The sequence below is a fragment of the Verrucomicrobiia bacterium genome (genome assembly GCA_035946615.1).
Classification (GTDB): domain Bacteria; phylum Verrucomicrobiota; class Verrucomicrobiia; order Limisphaerales; family UBA8199; genus DASYZB01.
In genome coordinates this window covers 1-17,232 of the sequence record DASYZB010000006.1, presented here as the reverse complement: position 1 = coordinate 17,232, position 17,232 = coordinate 1, and the positions used below count along the sequence as shown (strand labels likewise).

14 protein-coding genes are annotated in these 17,232 nt (G+C 58.8%); 3 read left to right on the top strand and 11 right to left on the bottom strand.

The genetic code is table 11. From position 1 onward, the window contains the following. The coding region (locus VG146_00720; GenBank protein ID HEV2390861.1) for a hypothetical protein at window positions 1–274 on the top strand (274 nt) is incomplete at its 5' end. Between the two features lie 256 nt (window positions 275–530). Beyond that, complete coding sequence (locus tag VG146_00715; protein ID HEV2390860.1) at window positions 531–1,079, top strand: hypothetical protein; 549 nt, start codon at window positions 531–533, stop codon at window positions 1,077–1,079. A gap of 386 nt (window positions 1,080–1,465) precedes the next feature. Here VG146_00715 and VG146_00710 read toward each other — a convergent pair whose 3' ends face one another. Then, window positions 1,466–5,260: a glycosyl hydrolase gene (locus VG146_00710; protein HEV2390859.1), complete on the bottom strand. Its 3,795-nt coding sequence runs from the start codon at window positions 5,258–5,260 to the stop codon at window positions 1,466–1,468. Between the two features lie 226 nt (window positions 5,261–5,486). Here VG146_00710 and VG146_00705 point away from each other — a divergent pair, with 226 nt between their 5' ends. Next, window positions 5,487–6,527, top strand: a complete 1,041-nt coding sequence (locus VG146_00705; GenBank protein ID HEV2390858.1) for an SDR family oxidoreductase — start codon at window positions 5,487–5,489, stop codon at window positions 6,525–6,527. A 175-nt stretch (window positions 6,528–6,702) separates the two neighbouring features. On the opposite strand, the gene VG146_00700 is transcribed toward VG146_00705, so the two are convergent. The 10 genes from VG146_00700 to VG146_00655 all read right to left on the bottom strand — a co-directional run. Further along, window positions 6,703–7,128, bottom strand: a complete 426-nt coding sequence (locus tag VG146_00700; GenBank protein HEV2390857.1) for a response regulator — start codon at window positions 7,126–7,128, stop codon at window positions 6,703–6,705. Next, a complete protein-coding gene (locus VG146_00695) occupies window positions 7,125–7,277 on the bottom strand; it encodes an ATP-binding protein (protein ID HEV2390856.1) in 153 nt (50 codons plus the stop codon). The genes VG146_00700 and VG146_00695 overlap by 4 nt, the downstream gene beginning before the upstream one ends. A gap of 164 nt (window positions 7,278–7,441) precedes the next feature. Next, a complete protein-coding gene (locus VG146_00690; GenBank protein ID HEV2390855.1) occupies window positions 7,442–8,743 on the bottom strand; it encodes a TolC family protein in 1,302 nt (433 codons plus the stop codon). Next, complete coding sequence (locus tag VG146_00685) at window positions 8,727–11,936, bottom strand: efflux RND transporter permease subunit (protein HEV2390854.1); 3,210 nt, start codon at window positions 11,934–11,936, stop codon at window positions 8,727–8,729. Before VG146_00685 ends, VG146_00690 begins: the two co-directional genes overlap by 17 nt. Before the next feature lie 61 nt (window positions 11,937–11,997). Continuing rightward, window positions 11,998–12,693, bottom strand: coding sequence for an RraA family protein (locus VG146_00680; protein HEV2390853.1), 696 nt, complete (start codon window positions 12,691–12,693; stop codon window positions 11,998–12,000). Then, a complete protein-coding gene (locus VG146_00675) occupies window positions 12,686–13,996 on the bottom strand; it encodes an efflux RND transporter periplasmic adaptor subunit (GenBank protein ID HEV2390852.1) in 1,311 nt (436 codons plus the stop codon). Before VG146_00675 ends, VG146_00680 begins: the two co-directional genes overlap by 8 nt. Continuing rightward, complete coding sequence (locus VG146_00670) at window positions 13,965–15,425, bottom strand: ATP-binding protein (GenBank protein HEV2390851.1); 1,461 nt, start codon at window positions 15,423–15,425, stop codon at window positions 13,965–13,967. The genes VG146_00675 and VG146_00670 overlap by 32 nt, the downstream gene beginning before the upstream one ends. Then, window positions 15,422–16,102, bottom strand: coding sequence for a response regulator transcription factor (locus tag VG146_00665; protein HEV2390850.1), 681 nt, complete (start codon window positions 16,100–16,102; stop codon window positions 15,422–15,424). Before VG146_00665 ends, VG146_00670 begins: the two co-directional genes overlap by 4 nt. A 209-nt stretch (window positions 16,103–16,311) precedes the next feature. After that, window positions 16,312–16,833 (bottom strand): hypothetical protein, encoded by a 522-nt coding sequence (locus VG146_00660; protein HEV2390849.1) that lies wholly within the window; start codon window positions 16,831–16,833, stop codon window positions 16,312–16,314. A 183-nt stretch (window positions 16,834–17,016) separates the two neighbouring features. Continuing rightward, window positions 17,017–17,232, bottom strand: a 216-nt coding sequence (locus VG146_00655) for a hypothetical protein (protein HEV2390848.1), incomplete at its 5' end; no start/stop codon positions are given.

Sequence of the window (17,232 nt, the reverse complement as noted above, 5' to 3'; positions counted from 1 at the left end):
GCGGTTGGAATTTTTTGTTTTTTCATTTGCCTGCCGTGTGGCAGGTTTTACCAAAATTTCCAACCATTTTTTTCAACTTCCTGTGGGATGGCAGTGTGGGGAGACCGGGTTTATTTGTCGGCGCTACTCCGAATTCAGGAGCGTGGTCCGGGAGCTGTACTCGGATTATCAACTTCGAGCTAGGATTGCTCGTAAAGCGGCCGCGCATGCACGCGATAAGCTGTGCAATGCCGAGGAGCATCGTAAAAAATGGGTCGAGTCACTTACGTTTTAGCCCGCTAGCCTGCCAAGCCTGACGTGGTGGCTTATGAGACAGAGATACTGTTACTGGTCTGTTGCGACTGGCGCGTACGCTTCCTCAATGGAGGATTGTGTCAGGAGCGCTCGTGCGGCAGGGGTATTCAGAGAGTTTCATGTTTTAGCGCATAAGGAGATTCGGGGTTGTGAATGCTATGATGCAATGAATTGCGACAAAGCAAACGGCTTTTTCAAGCTGCACTACCTTAAAGTTGGGATGAGCAGGCTGCTTTTTGACTATTTCGTTTGGATTGATGCTGACACGGTCTTCATCCGAAAACCCTTCAAATCTTTTGAGTGTCCTGGGGAAAGCCCCGATACATGTGCCGTTTGAGCTTCTAGCCTCCGGCGTGCCTGAGGATGCGGTTTGGAAAGGGCAGCCGGTAAAGCATTTATCTGATTTGCAGCGAGAGTTTGGTGCGACGGAAGATGCTTACTTGTGTTCGAGCGCCTTTTGGATCGTGCATCACGATGCAATTGAGACAGTCTATGAAGTTGCGATGGGATTTCGGAATGCCGCCTCTGAGCGTGGCTCAGTCGCGGACGTCTCCACATCGCTGGGGTTCACGATGCAGATCCTTGGTGTGGATCCCGAGAGCCGTTTGATCAGCCGCCGTCCAGACCTGTGGGCACCCGTTTACGGGACAAAGTTGGAAGCCAGTGCGGTTGGAAAGCCTTTCGGCTGCAGCCATCCTTTAGCTTGCGAATCTTGCATGATGGATCCTGCAATCATTCACCTCGGCAGGGCTGGGAGCGAGCCTGTCCGAAAAAGCTGTGGCTGATTTTGAGGAACCTTGGTCCATTTCAACTGGTAGGTGATTGACATCGATGCATTCTCAAGTTCTCAAACCTATTGGCTTCGCTCGCATCAGCCATCCACATTCACCCATTCACCCCCCTGCAGGAAATTGCTTTTGGGCACGCGAATTGGCTTGTACGCTGCGCTGGTGAGCGCCGGGTTTGGTGCCCGCCATTATCCTAGGGAGGCCGGCTCGGTCAAAAGCAGAGGCTCGCTCCTTCCAATTACATACCTCCTTCGCATGCCGGCAGGTTCACCTAAACCTAAAGTAGATGGTCAGCTTGATTTCGTGGTCGTCTGCACCCAGTTTCTGGTGGATATCCTCCGGCCAGGGACTGTAAGGAGACCGTAAGCGTCACGCGAGGCCTCTCAATCACCCACGAGGCTCACTGCCTTGGCGGACAGGATTCTCACCGGGCCCAGCAGGCCCGAGGGTTGCAGAGGCGAGTCCTTCTTCCAAAGAGGCCAGCTCGTGAAGGTGTACCGGCCTGTGGGGCTGGGCTGGTCCGCTGAAAGCCACGCCGGCCATTCTTTCAATGTGCCGTTCGAATTGCGATCGCTGTCCTCCGGCAATTGCTCGTCGCCGATCATCCGGTTCACCCACAGATTCACGACTTTTACTTCGAGGACATTCTTCCCCGGTTTGAGTGCATCGGTGACATCGACCCGAAAGGGGGCTTTCCAGAGCGTGCCCAGGTCCTTGCCGTTCAGCCTGACGCGCGCCATCACCGCAACGTTGCCCAAATCCAGGTACGCACGAGCCGCCGGACCGCACAGGTCCGCGGGGGCATCGAATGTGGTTTCGTATAGGGCGCTTCCGCTAAAGTACTTCACACCGGGGTGCGCAGATTGAGACCAATCCAAGAGATGATCGAACGTCAGGTGATCCGGCGCGCCCCAGCCAGGTTCAAAGTGGACTTCCCAAGGCCCGCTTGCTTCCACAGCCGGTGGCAACGCGGAAACCTCGATCGAACGGCGTTGACCCGACGCGGCCGTGAATTCATAAGCTCCGGGCTGCCAAATCACAGCCTGAGCCTGCGACTTTTTATCAGCGCTCAGTTCAAGAGAAGGCGCGCTCGCAATGGCCTGTCCAGGGCCAGGCAGCAGGTCCTGGCCACCCCGGCTAATGCCGATGAGCGGCGCTCGGAGCGGGGCAGGGGAGTGGTCTTCGGCGAGGACCTCTTGTCTTTGGCTCTGAGCCACGCCGCGGCGGCGCTCCCGGAAGACCATGAACATCGAGCCCGCCGGCTCGAAGGGCAATTGGACAAATGTCTGGGCGCCTCGTTCCTCGAAGATGGCCGCGCGCGTTATCTCGCCGGTCATTGGGTCCCAAATCTCGGGCACCTTGCCCGTGACCCGAAATCCACAGTTTGCCTGCAGCCAGTTGGTTTGGCTGTTGGCTACAAAATAAAAATCGGTGTTGCCATCGCGCCGGTGAATGTAACGCAGCCGGGAATCCCCTTCGAAATCAGGGGCGACCCCCATGCTGCGCAGGAGACCCGCAATCGCCTGGAAATCAGGAAAGACGTAAGGCGGAACCGCGGATTTTTCAGAGTCCTTCCAAGGCGACATCCCGAACGGGCCCAGTTCGAGCGCGGGGCTCCACGTCTCGTGCGGAGAGGTGTCGGCCAACCAATTCTCGGGCTGATGCGGGCTGGATTCCCACATCTTGTCTGTGTCCACTTCGAGGTTCGATCCATCCGCAAACCCAATCCGCAACACCGCGATCAAACCGGCTGGATTCGGGTTCTCACCGCCGTTGATGCCCGCGACCGCGATGAGGTTCGTCCCCTCCTTTAACCAGTTCGCGATTTCGAACGTGAAGCCCCGGGTAAAATCAGCCCCGGTGCCGGCGTAATTCCCGTTCACCCACACCTCAAAGGAATTATCGCAGGTGATGGCCAGGTTGGCCGAGCGAATCTGTGGCCTTTCCGATAAATCCAGCACGCGACGAAAATAACGCGGGCCTACCGGCGCGGCGGTCGCAGGGTTGCCTTCGTTGTGCCAAATCCATTTGGCGCTGTGCAAGGGGCTGAGGGTTTCAAAAGGAGGCTGAGTCCTGAAGTCGTCGGCCCAAAGGACTTGGCGATGTCCCCGTGATGCGTGTTGGGTATGGGATGAAACAGTCTCGAAAGCCGATTGAGTTTCGGTGCTCCACAGTTCGCCGGCGATGGCTTTTATCTCCGCGTCACACTTCGGGTAATCGGCCAGGCTTGGTGATTTGGTCGGAGGCGGGCCGATGACAGTCGCCCCCGCCTGGACCAGCGCTTTGATTTTACGCAACAGTTTCGGTGTCATGGTGTCCACCTGGGGCAGCACGAGCACGCGGTAGCTCATGCCATCGGGCAAAACCAGCCTGCCGTCCTTGACTTTCATCCGGGTCAACACCACCTCAGGCGAGCAGCCGTCGAAATTATACCGAGGCCGGTCCGGCATGTTGCCCGAGCGCCAGGGCATCGTTGGGATGAATCGCCGGGGGGAACCCTCCGGCTCGAGGAAGCAAGCATCGGCAACAAACAATCCCTGGCGCAGCAAGTATTGGCAGCGGGCCAGATACTCGTGCCATGAGGCCGACTCATCCCACCAGGTCTGCGTCCGTTCATAATGCAGGCCCCACGGGCCCATCGACATCCCGGGCCGACGGTCGCGCCACGGCTGCAACGCATATCGATGAAAGACAAACCGGTTGATTCCTTCGCAGAACGCCCAGTCGCCGAGGGTTTTGATCGTCGCCGGATGGTGCAGCCATTTCTCCTGGTCATTGGCTGTAAAGGCCTCGGCGCCCAGGATGCGCCGGCCATAGACATGAGCCGCCGATGACATTTCGAGGCAACTGTAGGAGGTGTCGTTGCCCCACGACCAAAACTCCGCCATCGGCTCATCGGCCTGGCCGGCGTAGGTCATATCATCGGCAGGGTCGCCGTCGTAGGCCTCAATCGAGAGCCGCAGGCCGTGCTGGTGAGCCAACTGGCGGAAGCGGCCCGCGTAGTTCTCTACCAGCAAATCCGAGACCGTTTGGCGCAGGTCCCAGAGAAAGCGCTCGGACATTTCGACGCTTCCCATCACGCGCCCGGTCAGCACCGGCAGGAATCTCAGCGGATCATAACCGCGGCGCTTTTGAAATTTCTTGCGGAACAGGGGAGTCCAGTTCTGCGACCCGGTTTCCCAGCTATCGATATGGGTCGAGACGATGGTCTTGCCGGCCAGCGGCTTGGAATCAGCGATCAGCTTGCCCATCAGGCCTGCAAACATGGCGTCGGTGGCGGCCCTGCTCAGCTTGTCGGATTCGAGACCGCGCCCGGGTTCCGGCGCCGGGTGATTATCGGCGCCGGTGGTCGTGTGGCCAAAGCGGAGGATGGTCCATTCTCCAGCCGGCACGTCCCACACCACCTGGCCGTTTGTTCCCAGACAGGAACTGAGGTTGGTGACTGCATCCTCGGCAACGCTTTGGTCGGCTGGCACCGCCTTGAAATCCCCGGTAACCGGAATGTGTTTGGGAACAAAAGCCGCCTTGCCGTCGATGTCTGAGATGCGCGCGTGGCCGGCAGGAGTGGGGAATGCGAGCATCGCGATATCGCGGTAATAATGAGCCACCGCCTTGGGTTGCGGCAACTCGCCTTCGAACCGGCAGGGGCCCGTAACATTCGTTTCGGACCAAACCACCTTCTGCATCGCCAGCTCGGGCGTTATCCACGGCCCGCCGCTGCCGCACCATCCGGCGTCATTGTTCATGTTCACTTCGAGGCCTAGCCGATGCGCCTCGCCGCAGACGTGTTGGAACAACCCTCGCCATTTAGGCCCGCCAAAATCAGTAGGCCCCTTGGGCGCGCCCTGATCGACCTCCATGATCAGCACGCCGCCAATGCCTACTCGCTGCATGGCTTCAAGGTCCGCCGTGACCCCATTGCTCGTGATATTCCCATTGAGCCAAAACCAATAAACCCATGGCCGAGCCGAAGCGGGCGGATGCATGAAGCCTGATTCGAGCGATGGGCGGCCTTGGGCGATGGGCAAAAGCGATAGCAAACAAAGCAAGACCGCAAATCCACAACCGAACGTCCCGAAGCGTTTGGAGTGCGCCGCATCCGTGCTCTTTTTGAAGGCGCCCTTGGTGAGGAGTGCGCAAGCGACGGGATACGGCGCCCTCGGTCGAGTGCACGGCATTAACTTTTGAGTTTCGATTACGGAGTGGCGAACGGAGAATGGGCGGGGCTTCGCAGACATGAGTGGAGGCAAACAAACGTTCCCACCTGTGTCAATAAGGAGATTGGCCACTCGATCACTCTAATCACTCCCGCTTTCCCTTCCTTATCTCCTTGACGCTTAGGGCCTGACGCGAAGTATATGTGCCATTCGAACGGACCCGTGCCTAAGAGACTCAAAAAACGCAATGTCTGCTTATGAACAAGCGCAAGCCGCGCTGAAAGCCGCGCCAAAGAGCTGGCTCGTCACGGGCGTGGCAGGATTTATCGGCTCGAACCTGCTGGAAACTCTTCTTAAAATCGAGCAGCGAGTGGTTGGGCTGGATAATTTCTCGAGCGGCTATCGCAAGAATCTTCAAGAAGTTCAGGAAAGAGTCTCTCTGGCACAGTGGGCGCGCTTCCGTCTGGTGGAGGGAGATGTCAGCGATGTCTCGGTTTGCCAGGGCGCGGCTGCAGGGGTGGATTTCGTGGTGCACCAGGCCGCGCTCGGTTCAGTTCCCGGCTCCCTGGCAGAGCCGCTCGGCGCGCATCGCTCGAACGTGACCGGTTTCCTGAACGTGCTCTCTGCCGCCCGCGATGCCAAAGCCCGGCGGTTGGTTTATGCCTCCAGCAGCGCCGTTTATGGTGATGACTCACAGCTTCCGAAGGTGGAAGAGAAGATCGGCCGAGCGCTCTCGCCCTACGCCGCCACCAAGCAGATGGACGAGGTCTATGCCGACGTGTTTGCCCGCGCCTACGGCTTCGCTTCAGTGGGCTTGCGTTATTTCAACGTGTTTGGTCCCCGGCAGGACCCGAATGGCGCTTATGCCGCCGTCATTCCAAAATGGATAGCGGCTCTGCTCAAACGCGAGGCCGTCTATATCAATGGGGATGGAGAGACCACGCGCGATTTCTGCTACATCGACAACGTGGTGCAGGCGAATCTGTTGGCGGCCACGGTCCCGTTAAACGGCTCCGCCCACGAGGTGTTCAATGTCGCTCTGGGGGAACGCACCACCCTCAATGAGCTGTTTGGCATTCTGGACCGCGCGGTGCGGCGACGGGATTCGAAATTGCCTGAGCAGAAACCCGTTTATCGCGAGTTCCGGCCCGGAGACGTGCGCCATTCTCAAGCCGACATCAGCAAGGCGCAGCGGTTGCTAGGGTTCCAGCCTACCTGCCGTATCGAGGAGGGCTTGGAGCTGGCGATGGAGTGGTACCGGAAACTGTGCCGCGGCCACGGCGCGTGAGAAAATAACATGTGGGAGACGAGCGTAAGGCGTCTCTGATCAGCTTCATGGTAAATCAAAAGCGCGCGGCAGGCGATTCTGATCAGAGACTCCTTACGTCGTCTCCTACATGCGAAGCCCGAAGTCCTTTTTGTCAATCCGGCAGCAGACGAGATAACTCACGGGGTGCTGGGGTTCATCTGGGCGAAGGGGCGCAGCCGTGTTGGACCATGACGTCCTGCAGCATTTTTGAAGAAGGCGGTTTGAGCAGGTAAGCGTTGGCGCCCAGTTCCTGGGCCTTTTGCCGGTCGCGCGATTCCGAAGAGGAGGTCAGGATGAACACCGGAATATGGGAAAGGGCCGGCTCGTTGCGAATCCATTTGAGAACTTCGAAGCCATGGACAGACGGGAGTTTGAGGTCGAGAAAGACGCACCGAGGCAGGGGATGAAAGGCGCGGTCAGCGTAAGGGGCAGAGCCGGCGAGGTAATCAATGGCGTCCTGACCATCGCTTGAGACATGGACAGGGTCCTCGAGATTGGCTTTGGAGAGCGCGTATTTCATGAAGAAGACGTCGTTTTGGTCGTCTTCGACCAGGAGGATGCCTTTATGCTGTGATGTCATGGCTGGGGTGGAGGGTCCAATTCGATCCAGAAACTGCTGCCGGTGAGGCCATCGGACTCGACCCCGACGCGGCCCCCCATTCTCTCGGCGGCTTTGCGGACGATCGCCAGGCCGATACCGGTGCCGTCGAAACGCGGGTCTTGGCGCACCCTCTCGGCGCGCGGAGGTCATGAGAAACGCTGCAGGAGAATTCCTCCATTTGGGCGATGGCTGAAACACTCTCGGATTGGATTCAGTTTGTATCAACCCATGAAAGGGCGTTATGGGACAAATCCCTACTGCCTATATGGCCGGATAAGGCCCCCGGCAAAAGTCAATGCAATGTCCCGGTCTGGAAGCTTAAGGCGGAGCGCTGGATCAAGTACTCATACTGAGTGCTGGCGTAGGTAATCTGGGCTGAGATCAGATTCAGCTCGGCCTGGTTGAATTCGACGATCGAAGCTATCCCGTTTTTATATCGCGCCAGGGAGAGGTCATAGGATTGTCGGGCGTTCTCGAGGAGCCGGCCTGAAATCTGGTAACGATCAAAGGCATTCTGGGCGTTAAGCCAGGCGATGCGCACGTCACGAATGACATTGTCTTCGAGGTCGCGCCGGCTCTGGTCGGTGGCCTGGGCCTGTAACTCGGCTTCCCGTTGGCGGGCGACGTAGAGGCCGCCGGCGAAAATGGGGAAATTAATCACTACGCCGGCAGCGGCGTAGCTGTCGGGGATCAGCGGGTCATGCACGGGCGACACACCCGCGGCGCCAACGGCCGCAACGGTTGGCAGCCTGGCATCGCGCTGGGCACGGGCCATTTTCAAGGAGGCTTGCTCCTGGTTTTTCAGGCTGAGCAGGTCGGGGCGGAAACTCAGGCCCTGCTGAATAAAATCATACACATTCGTTGAGACCTGTACAGGCAGCGGTTCTTCGATTAAGTTATAGGTCTTGCTGTCGCGCAAACCGAGGAGGTTGGAGAGTTGGGCGAATGATGCATCGAGGTCATTGCGAGCTTTGACCAGGAGCAGTTGGGCGTCTTCGAGGTTCACTCGGGCAAAGCTGGCGTCCAATTCGGACTTAAGTTGATTGGTGACCTCAGCGCTGACCAGGTTGAGAAAAACCTGGCGGGCTGTGACGGTTTGCAGGGCGACTTTCAGGACCGCTTGAGCCTGCTGGGCGGAATAGAAGGCGCCATCGACGGCCAGGAGAATCTGCTGGCGAGTGGCCTGGGCATTGTTGGCGGCTGCTTCGGCCTGGAGCCTGGCGCTGCCGACCAGGTTGGGGGTGCGGCCAAAATCCGTGATAAGCTGGCTGATCATCAGGCCCTCGGAATTGCGGTCGAAAACCCTGGGGCTATTCAAGGCGTCAAGGGCTTCGATGCGGGTGTTGCTGACTGCGGCGCCCACCGCGACGGCATTGGCAGAGATCACGGGAAAATAGCCGGCTCGCGTCTCGATGGTGACCTGGCGGGCGGCCAGGGCTTTGAGGTCGGCGACGCTAATCAGGGGATGGTTTTGAATCGCCATCTCATGGGCTTGCTTCAAGGTCAGCGGGGGCAGTTCGGCTGCACCCGCCGCGCCCAGCGCAATTCCTAAAATAAAGAGTGGGCCGAGGGTCTTCTCAAGCGGGATGATCATAGGCAATTTGAGCGCCGCCGATTTCCGGGCGATTATTGTTTCGGGAATCGCCGCCTTCCTTGCGGCGATAGATGATATAATAGGCGCAAGGAACAACGAAGACCGTCAGCACGACCGAGACGGCCAAACCGCCGATAATGGACTTGGCAAGGGGGGCATAGGCCTCGCTACCAGTGCCGAGTTTGGCGGCCATGGGCAGCAGCCCGATTAACGTGGCCAATGAGGTCATCAGGACTGGACGCAAGCGGACACGGCAGGCGAGCGAGACGGCTTTGCGCAAGGGCTGTCCTTCGGCGCGGAGACGGTTGGTGAACTCGACGATGAGGATGCTGTTGGAGACCACAATACCGACCATCATGACAATGCCCATGAGGGACATCACATTGAGCGTGGTGGACGTGGCGAAGAGGATCAGCAGCACACCGGTCAGCCCGGTGGGGACAGCCAACAGGATCAAGAACGGGTCCACAAATGATTTGAACTGGGCCACCAGGATGAGATAGACCAGCAACGTCGAGAGAAGCAGGCCGTAGCCGAAACTTGAGAACGAGGTCCGCATGGCCTGGACGGAACCGCGTATGAAGGTTTTGGTGTTCGGGGGCAACTGGTCTTGAAGGCCATCAACGATCTTTTTTACCTGGGCATAAATCCCGCTGAGGTCTTCGCCTTTGGGCGCGACATAGACATCGACGGTCCGGCGGATTTGGTAATGGTCCACCTCGGTTGGGGACGGGACGCGGGTAATATGGACGACTGAATCGAGGCGAGTGGGCTCTTTGAGGTTGACGGCACGGAGCGGCATCGAGCCGAGGTCGGCGATGCTTTTGACGTATTTTTCAGGATACTGCACGGTGAGGAGGTAATTGTTGCCCGTTGTGGGATCGATCCAATAACTCGGGGCGATCATGCCGTTGGAGGTCAACGCGGTAATCAAGCTGTCAATGACTTCCTTGGTGCTGAGGCCCAACTCGCTGGCGCGCTCGCGGTCGATGTCGATCTTGAGAGCCGGGTAATCGACGTCCTGAGGCACCAGGACATCGCTGACGCCGGGCAAGGCACGGGTTTGGCGGGCAATTTTGGCTGCGATGGCGTGAGCGGCGCGAAGGTTGGGTCCGCTGACCTGGACATCAATTGGGGCAGGGACACCCTGGTTGATAATGGCATCGACAAGGCCGCCGGTCTGGAAATAAGCGCTGAGTTGAGGCAATTGCTTACGGAGCCGCTCACGGACGCGGTTCATGTACTCGAAGCTGCTGAGGTGATGGTCCTCGTTGAGGCCGACCTGAACGACAGCGGTGCTGGGACAGGAGTTTGGATTGAGAATAGAGTTAAATCCCGGGGTGGTGCCGATATTGGAGACAATGATTTTGAGATCGCTCTTAGGCACAACCTCGTGAACGATATCCTCGACCTGGCTGATGTAATTTTCGGTTAGGCCGAGGCGAGTGCCCGAGGGGGCTTTGACGCTCATGACGAACTGGCCGGGGTCGGTTCGTGGGAAGTAGGACTTGCCGATCATCGGGTAGAGCGCCAGGCTCAGGATAAACAGGCCGCTAATGCCAAGGACAGTTGCCAGTGGCCGCATCAGGGCGACATTGAGGACCCCTTCATAGCGGTCGAGCATGTGATGGAACTTGGCATTGAACCAGGCATTGAAGCGCGCGCCCCAGCCTTTGGGCGGCTGATGGGATGCTTCTCCTTTGGCGGGGGCCTCGTGGCCCTGGTGGCCTTTGATCAGATTGGCGCAGAACAGGGGCACAACAGACATGGCGACGAAGTAGGACGCGAATAGGGAGAGAACAACTGCCAGGGCCAAGGCCGAGAACAGGAACTTGCTAACGCCATAGAGGAAAGTGACCGGGAAGAAGACAACGACGGTAGTGAGGGTGGCGGCCAAAACGGGCAAGGCAACTTCCTGGCCGCCGCGCTCAGCGGCGATGGCGGGCGGTTCGCCCATTTCGAGATGGCGGAAGATGTTTTCGAGCACGACCACCGAGTTATCAATGAGGCGTGAAAAGGCCAGGGCCAGACCGCCAAGGATCATGGCGTTGACGGTGCTGCCGCCCAGGCCCAGGGCGATGAAGGCCGCCAGGGCTGAGAGGGGTATGGAGAGAAAGACGGCGAGGGTGGCGCGCATGCTGCCCAGGAAGAGCAGGATCATCAGCCCCGTGAGGACCAGGCCGATGGCCCCTTCGTGAAGGAGGGTGTCAATAGCGGTGCGCACAAAAACGGATTGATCAAAGGCAACCCGCCTAATCAGATTGCTGGGAAGCTCCAGGAGTTTGGGCATGAGGTTTCTGACTCCGTCCACGATCTTGATGGTATTGGCATCGCCACCGGCCTTGAGGACCGGGATATAGACGGAGGGCTGCCCATCAATGCGGACTTTGTTATATTGAATCTGGGCGGCGTCCTGGGCCTTGCCAACATCGGCGACCAGGACGGAGGATTCGCCGACCGTTTTGAGCGGGACCATATCAATATCCTTCATTTCATTGATCTGGTTATTGGCGTAAATGTTGTAGTCAAAAGGACCAAGCTTCACATCGCCTGCAGGGAGAATGAGGTTGGCCTGGTTGACGGTGCGCACGACATCCATGACGCTGAGTTGATGGGCCTCCAGCTTGAGTGGATCGACATAGACCATGATCTGGCGGTAACGCCCCCCAAATGCCGGCGGGATGGAAGCGCCGGGAATGCCGGCCATCTGGTTGCGGATGGTGAACTGGCCCAGGTCGCGCAACCGGGCCTCGGTGAGTCCCTTGCCCTTCAAAGTCACCAGGCAGACCGGCAGGCTGGAGGCATCGAATTTCATGACGATGGGCGGCAGGGTGCCTTGGGGCAGATACCGCAAGCTGGCCATTGCCAGGTTGGCAATGCCGGTCACGTCGGAGTCCGGATTGGAGCCGGGCTGGAAATAGACTTTGATGAGGCTCACGCCGGTCAGCGAGCGGGATTCCATGTGGTCCACGCCGGATGCCAGGGTAAACATGCGTTCGAATTGGCCGGTGATGTCGTTCTCGATCTGCTCGGGTGGCATGCCGGAATAAAAGGTGGCGACTACCACGACGGGGATATTAATGGGTGGGAAGAGATCGACGGGCATGCGCAGCAGGCTGGTAATGCCGACGACGCAAACAATCAGGCAAACGACGATGATCAGATACGGATAGCGGATGGAAAAACGAGACATGATTTTCGTTACGTGAGAACGGGTTTAGCAGAATTCGGTTTCATGAGGTTAGCCGGCGTGATTAAAAGCGTTGGTTCTGAATGGCGGCGCGCAGTTTATCGATCGAGAATTCTGGAGAATGGCAGAGCGCGATGATGAACTGCTCGCGCGCGGCGATTTCTGCGGCCTTAGCGGGCACACGGGCTGCAATGTCCAACGGGATGGATTGAACGCCATGGACATCGCCGTGAAGCAAATCACCGGAATTGATTTTCAGGCCGCCGATTTCGACCGGGCCGCCAATATCCACCACATGGATGTAGGCGTGAGAGACGGTGACACTGCCCGCAAAGAAATGGAACCCAGCGCTCTCAGCCAAGGGAATGTCGCGGACGGCGCCGTTGGTCACGACGCCGACACCGTGAAGAGTGCGGAGAATACTCATGTGGACGCCGCCCACCAAAGAGCCCAGGCCCGGCCGGCTGGAGAGGTCCTGGATGGCGACCACGCGGGGCGCCGGCAACGAGAGGATATAATCCCACCAATCGGTGCGTTCGGGATAGTTGCCATCGGCAGTGGGCGGCGCGGCGCCGCGGATTTTGATCGTTGCGGCAAAACCGAGCATCGGCTGCAAGCGGGGAAAGAGGCAGCGAACGGTGTCATCCATGAAGCCTTCGTTGCGGAGGCGTTCCTGGAAGGTCTCGATGGCATTGGCCAGAATGCACGCATCGAGGCGGCGCAGGGCTTCCAATTGCTGAAATGTAAGCGGTTCAATCATGCAAGGTGGCAACCGGTTTATCGCTGAGCAGCGTTTCGGTGAGTTTGGGTTCAACAGTTTGGCCGGGATTGACCCTCGAGCGGCTGCCGGTAAGGACCAACTCACCTTGTTTGAGGCCCGAAATGACCTCGAAGCGGGTGGGGGTGTCGATGCCCAGCTTGACTGGGCGTTCTTCGACCTGGTTCTTGTCGTTGATTACATAGACTGTGGAAGATTCGCCGGGGGGAACCGCCTCGATCGGGATGGAGAGGGCTTGGGCGCGTTTGGCAACCTTGAGGACCACCTCGGCGTACATACCGGGAACGATCTCGAGGTTGGGATTGGGCACCTCGATTTCGGTGGTCATCGTGCGGGTATCTTCGTTGACCCGGTCTGTGGTGCGGGTAATGGTGCCGACAAAAGGTTTGTTATCGAGCGACTGCACGCGCACCTCGATTTTGTCACCGCAATGGATGTCTTTGACGTAGGCAACCGAAACCGGGAAATCGAGTCTCAGGAGATAATTGTCCGAGATGCGGACGAGCGGCATGGATTGGGTATCGGAGGAAGTGCCGGCCTGGATGAGGGCGCCGGGGTCTGCATAGCGGTGGGTGATGACGCCGTCGAATGGGGCTGTGATCTTTGTGTAACTGACCAGCGTCTCGAACTTTTCCACATCAGCTTTTGTCGCACCAATGGCGGCCTGTGTGGCGAGGTCCTTAGCCTGGGCGGTTTCGAGGTCCTGGTCGGAGATAGTGCCTGGGGCATCTTTGGCCGTATTGCGCATGCGGATAAAAATGTCATGCGCGTTGGTGTAGTCGGCCATGGCCCTGGCCTCGTTCGCGATGGCGTTGTGCAGTTGGTCGAGCAACTCGGGCACTTCCAGGGTGGCCAAAATCTGGCCGGCTTTGACGCGGTCGCCAAAATCGACGTTCATGTCATGGACGTAACCGGATACCTTCGCATGGAGTTCGTCTTCGACGTAAGCGCGAAACTCTCCCGGGATGGTGACTTCCTCGAAGAGGTCCTCGCGCTGGACGCGGGCAACGGGGACAATGGGCATATCGGAGGAGGCAACTGGAGGGGGAGAGGTTTGGCCATTGTTTTTGGCAGCGAGCCAGAAGGGAATAGCGACGGCCGCAGCGAGGACGAGGGCCGCAAGGCCCCAGCCCAAGGGTTTGGGAAATCGTGACAAGCTGTTGCGCAGCCCTTTTAGGCGGGTCGGAAATGACGGGGTGGCCGGCGGTTGCGGATTTGGGGCGGGGCCTGCGGTTGGCTCTGCCGTGTTAACCTCAGGACTTTGCTTGGGAGTCTCGGTGTTCATGATGGTTATGCTTGGAGTTGGAATTGGCTGGAACGAGGGGTAATTCAACCCGGAAACGGCTGCCTTGCCCCGGTGAGCTGCTGGCTTCTACTCGGCCATGATGGGCCGTGCAGATGGATTTGACGATGGAAAGACCCAAGCCCGCGCCGCCCTGGTCGCGTGAGCGGGCCTGGTCCACACGGAAGAAGCGTTCGAAAATACGAGGTAGAACTTCAGGCGGTATCCCGGGGCCGTTGTCCACCACCTCAAGCATGGCCTTGGCGTTTTGCATGCCGACCGACAGATGGACGGCGCCGCCTTCGGGGGTGTACTTAATGGCGTTGTCGAGCAAGTTGACGATGACCTGTTTCATCCGGGCGCGGTCGCCCTGGACCCACACAGCGGATGGCGCAGCGCAGGTGACCTCGATTCTTTTATCTTCAGCCAGCAGTGACATTTGGTCGGCCGTCGAGGTGGCCAGCAAGGCCAGGTCAAACTTAACCCACTCGGCGGCAGCCTCTCCGGCGTCGAGCCGCGAAATGGCGAAGAGGCCCTCAACGATATTGGTCAGGCGCTCGACTTCTTCGAGGGCGCTGCCGAGGCGCTCACGCGATTCGTCGGTCAACTGGGGTTCGCGGACCATGGTTTCGATCTCGCCGCGCAAAACCGTCAGCGGTGTGCGCAACTCATGGGAGGCATCGGCTACAAACCGGCGCGAATGTTCGAAGGCGGCGTCCAGGCGCTCGATCATGTGATTCAAGGCGAGCGACAGGCGTTCCAGTTCGTCTCCGGTTTGGGCAAGGGGAAGCCGTTCACTCAGGTTCGTTGAGCTGATGCTCTCGGCGCTGGCCGCTATCCGGTCCACGGGCGCCAAGGCGCGTTTGACCAGGACGTATCCCCCGCCCAGGGCAATGGCGACCACGATTGGCAGCATGGTAATCAAAAAGATCAGCCAATGCCGCGAATCGGCTTGGACCTCGTCCATAGGCGCGCCGGTTTCAATCAGGAAGCTCCCGGTTGGCGTTTTTAGCTTATGGGCGGCGAGCAGCATCTTGCGCCCGCCTAACAGCATGACCTGCCGGCCCGACTCCGTCACCGGTGACCATTGCGGGGGAGGAACTGCGGCGGGATCGAAGCTCTGGCTTTTGGGCGTGGGCGAGAGGTACAGCAAGGCGCCATCTGCGCGTGTGATGCGGACAAAGCGATCATTGAGTTCGGGGGCGTAGCGGGCCTGGATTTCCTGGCCGACATTGGACAGTTTGTGCTCTTGAGATTCTTCCACGAGCAGTTGGGCTATTTGGCGCGCGCGACGCAATTGGCTCTCTTCGAGCGAGCTGGTCAGCGAGCTGCGCAGGGCGAGGTAGGTGGAGACACCGAGCAAGCCAAAAACGCCTATCAGCAGGAGGGCATACCAGCCAACGAGCTGAAATTTAAGCGAGCGGGTGTTCATGCCTGGACGCCCTCGTTGAGGCAATAGCCCACCCCGCGCACCGTATGGATGAGTTTGGAAGGGAAAGGGTCATCGACCTTGGCGCGGACGTGGCGGACATAGACATCGACGATGTTGGTGAGACTCTCGAAACTCTCGTCCCATACATGCTCGACAATCATGGTGCGGGACAGGACCCGGCCAACATTGGCGGCGAGATACTCGAGCAAGGCATATTCCTTCCCCGTTAGCTCGATGCGCTTGCCCCCGCGCCGGACCTGCTGGGTGAGGCGGTCGATTTCCAGGTCGGCCACGCGCAACTCATGAGAGCGGGTGGCCAGCGGGCGGCGCAGAAGGGCCTTGATGCGCACCAGCAGCTCGGCAAATGCGAAAGGCTTGGTCAGGTAATCATCGGCTCCGGCTTCAAAATTCTCGACTTTATCCTTTGTGGCGTCGCGCGCGGTCAGGACCAGGACGGCTGCGGTGCTGCCTTTGCGGCGCAGCCGCCGCAGGAGTTCGGTGCCACTGATACCGGGCAGCATCAGGTCCAGGATGATCAGATCATACTCAGTGCCCGAGGCCTGTTGCCAACCGGTGTCCCCGTCGTAAGCGATATCGACAGCGTAGCGTTCGGCGCGCAGCCCGCGGGCGATAAAATCGGCCACTTTCTTTTCATCTTCTACCAGGAGCATGCGCATGATCGTAAATCAATAACGGTCTTAGACTAGCACCGGATGATTAATGCTCGATTAATGGTACATTAAAATCTATTCATAATCCTGCGGGCGCGCAAGCGGCGGCAGAGTCAATCGCGGTCCGTGAAATGTGAAGAGGCGACCCCTGGTTTTTTATATTTTCGCAGTCCCAATGGCCAAGCTGTGTCCGGGGTCGTTTCGGTTACCGTGGGTTACCGTGGGTTACCGTAAGCGACCGTACGGTTACCGAGGGTTACCGGCGGATGGCGGTTGAGCGACGTTGGGCGGTGCCACGGCCTGCTGTGTTGAGGTTGAGGTCCGCCTGCGCATCTCGGCAACGGTGGGGCCGGGAGGGCGATAGGGCATCTCTTCACGAGGCGGGAGGGAACGTGGTGGTGGAGGAGTTTATTGACCATGTCGCGTTCGAGCTTGGGCAAGCGCGCGATTTTGCCCTTGCGCAGGCATTGAGGGAGGAGTGCGCCGAGGGCGGGCGGGGCGGGGATGACGCCGGCGAAATTGAAGGCGGGTGAGGGTGGGGCCTGGGGTTGAGGCGGCCCGACGGTGCGGCGCCGGATGAGAGCACGTTCCTCTTTGACCTGGAGGGAGCGGTTGCCGAGGAGATTCTGCAGGTCTGCGGGGACCGAGCGCTCCGGGACAGGCTCGGCGCCGAGAAGGGTGAGGGAGTGGTTGTTGTCGGGCTGGGAGCCGATGTTGATCGATGATGAGTTTAGCATACGCGAACAGGATAAAGAGGGGCGGAAGACCTCGAAATCGGGAGGAATTGGAGGGTAGTTGGATTGCTGGTGTATGGCTGAGGATGGGTTGTGCATAACATGCTGGTACTGAAAGAGTTTACCGCTAATGGGCGCTAATTGACGCTGCTGGGGAGCGGAGGGCTGGCCTGGGGCGACGCGTGGTTAAGGGGTGTGCAGCCTTCCGCTGAAAAGGTTTGAGCGCGAGCGGAGGGGAAAAGAAAGCGTAACATGCAACCAGGTGCAATTGGCGTAGGCGGTGGGCAGACGGAGGTGCCGGTTCGGGAGAGCTTGCAAGTTTGAGAATTGAGATTTCAGACGGGGGTCGATAACCGAAATGGCAAATCCCACATGGCAAATGGTCAATAATCCGCCGATAGC

Coding starts and splice junctions, on each gene's coding strand:
- VG146_00670 (HEV2390851.1), bottom strand. CDS start 15,425: ATGAACACCCGCTCGCTTAAATTTCAGCTCGTTGGCTGGTATGCCCTC.
- VG146_00710 (HEV2390859.1), bottom strand. CDS start 5,260: ATGCCGTGCACTCGACCGAGGGCGCCGTATCCCGTCGCTTGCGCACTC.
- VG146_00665 (HEV2390850.1), bottom strand. CDS start 16,102: ATGCGCATGCTCCTGGTAGAAGATGAAAAGAAAGTGGCCGATTTTATC.
- VG146_00675 (HEV2390852.1), bottom strand. CDS start 13,996: ATGAACACCGAGACTCCCAAGCAAAGTCCTGAGGTTAACACGGCAGAG.
- VG146_00685 (HEV2390854.1), bottom strand. CDS start 11,936: ATGTCTCGTTTTTCCATCCGCTATCCGTATCTGATCATCGTCGTTTGC.
- VG146_00660 (HEV2390849.1), bottom strand. CDS start 16,833: ATGCTAAACTCATCATCGATCAACATCGGCTCCCAGCCCGACAACAAC.
- VG146_00700 (HEV2390857.1), bottom strand. CDS start 7,128: ATGACATCACAGCATAAAGGCATCCTCCTGGTCGAAGACGACCAAAAC.
- VG146_00705 (HEV2390858.1), top strand. CDS start 5,487: ATGTCTGCTTATGAACAAGCGCAAGCCGCGCTGAAAGCCGCGCCAAAG.
- VG146_00690 (HEV2390855.1), bottom strand. CDS start 8,743: ATGATCATCCCGCTTGAGAAGACCCTCGGCCCACTCTTTATTTTAGGA.
- VG146_00680 (HEV2390853.1), bottom strand. CDS start 12,693: ATGATTGAACCGCTTACATTTCAGCAATTGGAAGCCCTGCGCCGCCTC.